4 protein-coding genes are annotated in these 3,127 nt (G+C 59.9%); 3 read left to right on the top strand and 1 reads right to left on the bottom strand.

Translation table 11 applies throughout. The annotated features are described in order from the left end of the window. On the bottom strand, positions 1-985 hold a 985-nt coding region (locus IHN22_RS12415; protein WP_191435674.1), incomplete at its 3' end, for an alkaline phosphatase. A gap of 191 nt (positions 986-1,176) precedes the next feature. On the opposite strand from IHN22_RS12415, the gene IHN22_RS12410 reads away from it, so the two are divergent. The 3 genes from IHN22_RS12410 to IHN22_RS12400 all read left to right on the top strand — a co-directional run. Further along, positions 1,177-1,902: a hypothetical protein gene (locus IHN22_RS12410; RefSeq protein WP_191435673.1), complete on the top strand. Its 726-nt coding sequence runs from the start codon at positions 1,177-1,179 to the stop codon at positions 1,900-1,902. 130 nt (positions 1,903-2,032) lie between these two features. Further along, positions 2,033-2,506, top strand: a complete 474-nt coding sequence (greA, locus tag IHN22_RS12405) for a transcription elongation factor GreA (protein WP_191435672.1) — start codon at positions 2,033-2,035, stop codon at positions 2,504-2,506. A gap of 12 nt (positions 2,507-2,518) precedes the next feature. After that, positions 2,519-3,127, top strand: a 609-nt coding sequence (locus tag IHN22_RS12400; RefSeq protein ID WP_300986640.1) for an OB-fold nucleic acid binding domain-containing protein, incomplete at its 3' end; no start/stop codon positions are given.

Below are 3,127 nucleotides of genomic sequence, written 5' to 3'. Positions count from 1 at the left end.
CGGCGAAGGCCTGGGTGTCGTGGATGGTGGAAGCGGCGTCGTTGGCGTGGCAGGCCCAGTCGATCTTGCCGCCTTCGCACATCATGAAGAAGCCGTCCTCATCCTGCTCCAGCACCTCGATGCCCTTGGAGACGTGGTCAGCCAGGGACCACATATCGTCGGTGCGGTCCAGCTCGTAGGCCATGGCGTCGCCGTCGGCCAGATGCTCGTCAACAATGATCACAGGGCCCTCGGTGACCTGCTCGGCCTCGGCCTGGGTCTTGACCACGTTGTAGCCGGCCTGCTCGGCCAGGGCGTACAGGTCCTCCTGGTCCTCGTCGGCGCCGGTGGGCTTGAGGAGACCGCCGCCGGCAAAATACTCAAAGCCGGAATCCACCAGCTCCAGGCCGATCTCGTAGTAGTCGTTGCGGCTGGCCTGATGGGCATAGAAGGCGGCGGGAGTGGCGTGGTTCAGGTTGACGGAGGAGATGACGCCCACGCTCATGCCCAGCTGGTCGTGGACCTTCTCGGCGATGGTCTCATAGGGGGTGGTGCCGGTCTCATCCATGTTGATGGTGCCGGAATAGGTTTTGTGGCCGGTGGAAATGGAGGTTGCGGTAGAGGCGGAGTCGGGGCAGAAGCTGTTGGAGTCATAGGTAACAGCGGAACCGGCGGCCTCAAAGTTCATAAAGTTCAGATAGGAGGGGCCGTCCAGAACGGCGCCGCCGTTGTCGTCCAGACTGGGCTCGGCCTGCCAGTAGTCGGCGTCATTCAGAGCACCCAGGTAGTCGGCGGTGGACTGGATCTGGGGATAGCTCATGCCGTCACCGATGAACAGAAATACATACTTGGGGGCTTTAACGGACTGATTGGACAGATTCTGTGCCTCCACCGTGGGGGTGGCGCTGGCTTCGGGGGTAGAGGCGGCAGGGGCGCTGCAGGCGGCCAGAGCGGTGCCGAAGGACGCTGCGGCCAGGGTGATTGCCAGGGGACGCTTCCAATTCATGTTTGATTCCTCCAAAATCGGGTTCAATCTTAATCTCTCCAGAGACATATGCATCATACCCGAAGGAAAAATTAAGCGCTATCATCCTACGGTAAAGGTGTGCAAAATCAAGGTAAGGCATTGTAAAGAGCCGGAAAAGTAGAGCGGCATACCAGAAAGGAAAAAGCATAGGCTGTAGGCGAGGTGACACTATGGTGGGAATCATGGAATGGAAGGCGGAAAAGGGCCGTAGAGTCCGGGTAGAACGGGATTGGCTGCTGGGACTGCCCTGTCAGCGGGCCACAGTGCCGGTGCGGGAGGGGATGAGGGAGCGGGCCCGGCTGCGGCGGGTGGCCCGGGGAGCCAGAGAGCTGGTCCGGAGGGGGGTGCGCCGGGTGCTGACCCAGGCGGAATTTCCCTACTGGGAGGCGCTGGAGGAGGCGGGCCTGCGTCCAATGGAGACGGAGGCTTTTTGCCAGATGATGGCCCCTGCGCTGGCCTTGGCGGCCCTGCGCTGCCGGGACCGGAAGCCGGAACGGGCGGCGGTGCTGCTGTCCGGGCCGGAGGTGAGTCCCGCCCTGTTCCGGGCGGCAGAGCAGTTATGTTCCCAAGTGCGGGATCTAGTGGTAGACGCCGGGGAGGAGGGGGAGGAACTGGCCGCCTGGCTGAGGGCGGAATTTGGGGCCGCGGTGCGTCCTCCGGACAGGGTGGAGGCCGATGTGACCCTGTGCTTCGGCCCGTCTGCGGCGGAAGGGGAGACGGTGTTCCGACTGTACGGTCCCATACCCGATCTGGCGGGCTTTCTGCCTGCCATCAGAGGGAAAACGCTGCCTTCCGGATTGGACCGGCTCCCCCTGTTGGCCCTGCTGTGGGAGGAGGGACGGATCGGTCAGGAGCAGCTCAACGTTCTGCCACCTAATACCAAATTATTAACTTGACAGGAGGTGGTAAACTACATATAATATCGTATTAACGTAGCGGAGTGTTTTCGTTCTGAATTTATGGGAGTCCGTATTGGCTCCATCCTGATAGAGTAAAAGCAATCAAGGAAAGGTGTGCGCGATCGACATGGCGAAAGAATTCAAACTCAGCGCTGAGCGCTTGGAGGAATTGAAACAGGAGCTGAATTATCTGAAAACCGTCCGTGAAAAAGAGGTGGCCGATCAGATCAAGGAAGCCCGCTCCTTCGGCGATCTGTCTGAGAACAGCGAGTACGACGAGGCCAAGAACGAGCAGGGCAAGCTCTACTCCCGCATTGCGGAGGTGGAGAACATCCTGGCCAACTATGTGATTATCGAGGAGCATGAGAGCGACCCCAACTCCGTCCGTTTGGGTTCCACCGTCAAGGTGCTGGACCTGGAGTTTGAGGAGGAGGAGACCTACCAGGTGGTAGGTTCTCAGGAGGCCGACCCCATGAACGGCCGCATTTCCGAGGATTCTCCCTTCGGAAAAGCCCTTTTGGGCTGTGCGGTAGGCGAGGAGGTCCAGGTGGAAGCTCCCGCCGGTGTATTAAGGTATCGTATCCTAGAGATTCAAAAGTAAGGAGCAAGAACAATGAGTACTGAAGAGAGAAGCGTCAATCAGCCCGAAGAGCAGAACCTGTCCGAACAGCGACTGATCCGCCGCGCTAAGCTCAAAGAGCTGCAGGAGGCGGGCCAGGACCCCTTCCAGATCACCAAATATGTGGTGAAGCATCACTCTGCCGATATTAAGGAGAACTTCGAGGCCCTGGAGGGCTCCGAGACCTCCATCGCCGGCCGCATCATGTCCAAGCGCGGCATGGGCAAGGCCATCTTCTGCGACCTGCAGGACGGCAAGGGCCGCATCCAGCTGTATGTCCGCGTGGACGAGCTGGGCGAGGAGGCCTTCGCCAAGTTCAAGAAGACCGACATCGGCGACATCGTAGGTGTGGAAGGCGAGGTCTTCAAGACCAAGCGGGGCGAGATCTCTGTGAAGGCCCATAAGGTGACCCTTCTCTCCAAGTCCCTTCAGCCTCTGCCCGAGAAGTTCCACGGCCTCACCGACAAGGAGATGCGCTACCGCCAACGGTACGTGGATCTCATTATGAACGAGGACGTGCGCCGCACCTTCCAGATCCGCACCGCCTTCATCAAGCACGTGCGCAAGTATCTGGACGACCGGGACTACCTGGAGGTGGAGACC

The organism is Flavonifractor sp. An112 (genome assembly GCF_904377885.1).
GTDB lineage: Bacteria > Bacillota > Clostridia > Oscillospirales > Oscillospiraceae > Flavonifractor > Flavonifractor avicola.
Note: the sequence above shows the minus strand (reverse complement) of the source record. Positions and strands in the feature narration are given on the sequence as shown.

What these genes read in the sequence shown, in the direction of transcription:
- IHN22_RS12410 (WP_191435673.1), top strand. Translation starts at nt 1,177, where the DNA reads ATGGTGGGAATCATGGAATGGAAGGCGGAAAAGGGCCGTAGAGTCCGG.
- greA (WP_191435672.1), top strand. Translation starts at nt 2,033, where the DNA reads ATGGCGAAAGAATTCAAACTCAGCGCTGAGCGCTTGGAGGAATTGAAA.